This window comes from Polynucleobacter sp. 35-46-11 (genome assembly GCF_002281105.1).
In genome coordinates this window covers 1-2082 of sequence record NZ_NCFJ01000442.1, presented here as the reverse complement: position 1 = coordinate 2082, position 2082 = coordinate 1, and the positions used below count along the sequence as shown (strand labels likewise).

Below are 2082 nucleotides of genomic sequence, written 5' to 3'. Positions count from 1 at the left end.
GTAAAAGTTTTTGGTGAGTTTGAGTTTTGGTTTGCTCTCATCAAAGTGGTTGCAATTGTGGCCATGATTGCCTTGGGAAGCTCAGTCATCTTCTTTGGTTTTACCAATGACTGGAATCCGATTGGCTTCAGCAACCTTTGGCAGCATGGTGGTTTCTTCCCTAACGGTATTGGCGGAATGTTGCTTTCCCTGCAGATGGTCTTATTTGCATACGTTGGTATTGAGATGATTGGTTTATCTGCTGGTGAGGCAGAGAATCCACGCAAAACCATTCCAATGGCAATTGATTCGTTGGCATGGCGCATCTTGATTTTTTATATGGGTGCGATTCTTGTCATCTTGGCTATCTTCCCTTGGAATGAAGTTGGGCAACAAGGAAGCCCATTTGTGGTGATGTTTGAGCGGATTGGATTACGCGAGGCCGCTGGAATCATTAACTTTGTAGTCATCACTGCTGCTTTGTCATCTTGTAATGCTGGGATCTTCAGTGGTGGGCGACTTTTATATGCGCTCTCAGTGAATGGCTATGCGCCTTCCCCATTTGCCAAGCTATCTAAGTACGGTGTTCCAAATCGAGCGGTGATGGCGACGGTAGCAGTATGTATGACCGGGGTGGTCTTGAACTACTTCGTTCCAGATAAAGCATTTCAGTACGTTATGGCTGCAGTTACCTTTGTTGGATTAATGGTGTGGATTGCAATCTTGCTCACCCAAATTCAATTTCGTCGCTCACTGACTCAATCCCAGGTTGCCGAGTTGGCCTATCGCACGCCTTGGTGGCCCTATTCCTCGTGGTTTGCATTGGCATTTATTACCTTGGTAGTGGTGTTAATGGGCTTTCATGAGGATGCACGGATTGCCTTGGTATTGGGTCCGTGTCTATTGGGTGTGTATCTCGCCATGTTCTACATCGTTGGCTTACATCGCAAAACAAAACTGAGTCGTGAATTCAAATAAGGAGATTGAAATGATTGTTGGCGTACCTCAAGAAGTAAAAAATAATGAATTTCGTGTTGGCTTAACCCCGGGTAATGTCAGGGGCTTATGTAAACAGGGACATTCTGTCCTGGTGCAGCGTGGAGCTGGTGAGCAAATTGGCTTGAGCGATGAGTCCTATCGCCTATCGGGTGCCACCTTGATCAATAGTGCTGCCGAAGTGTTTGCAAAAGCAGAGATGATCGTCAAGGTTAAGGAGCCTCAGCCACAAGAATGCGCTATGTTGCGTGAAGATCAAATCCTCTTTACCTATTTACATCTTGCTCCAGACCCACAGCAGACCAAAGCATTGCTAGCCTCAGGTGCAAGCTGTATTGCTTATGAAACGGTTACATCATGTAATGGTGCTCTGCCTCTTTTGGCTCCGATGAGTGAAGTTGCGGGCAGGATGTCTATCCAAGCAGCAGCCATCCATCTTGAGAAAACAAATGGAGGTTTGGGTATCTTGATGGCGGGTGTGCCAGGTGTAGCACCTGCTAAGGTGGTTATCTTGGGCGCTGGTGTTGTTGGACGTAATGCCTTGCAGATGGCTGTGGGTATGGGTGCCGATGTTTGTATTTTCGATCGCAATATCGACTGCTTAAGACAGATTGACATGCTCTACGGCAATCGCGTCAGAACCTTCTACGCTGACCCACTCTTGGTTGAATTGGAGGTTTGTGAGGCGGATGTTGTGATCGGCGCTGTCTTGCTACCTGGGGCTGCAGCGCCAAAGCTGGTGACAAGAGAAATGGTGCGCAAAATGAAGGCGGGTGCAGTAGTGGTGGATGTCGCAATCGATCAAGGCGGCTGTTTTGAAACATCCAAGCCTACTACGCATGCTGATCCTACCTTTAGCGTAGATGACGTTCTCCATTACTGCGTAGCAAATATGCCTGGTGCAGTTGCGAGAACCTCTACCTTTGCATTGACCAATGCGACTTATCCGTTTATTGAAGCTTTAGCTAATCGAGGTATGGTGAAGGCGCTCTCCCATGATCACCATTTGCGCAATGGCTTAAGTGTGCATCGAGGAAATCTCACTTCTGAGCCAGTTGCTAAAGCCCAGAAGGTCGATTTTGTATCCGCAGAAGAGTTGTTGGCTGC

The 2082-nt window shown here is 47.5% G+C and carries 2 protein-coding genes; both read left to right on the top strand.

Going from position 1 to position 2082, the window contains the following annotated elements; all coding sequences use genetic code 11:
• A partial coding sequence (locus B7Y67_RS16100) for an amino acid permease (protein ID WP_293599498.1) occupies positions 1-957 on the top strand: 957 nt, incomplete at its 5' end.
• 10 nt (positions 958-967) lie between these two features.
• Positions 968-2082, top strand: a 1115-nt coding sequence (gene ald, locus B7Y67_RS16095) for an alanine dehydrogenase (protein WP_293599497.1), incomplete at its 3' end; no start/stop codon positions are given.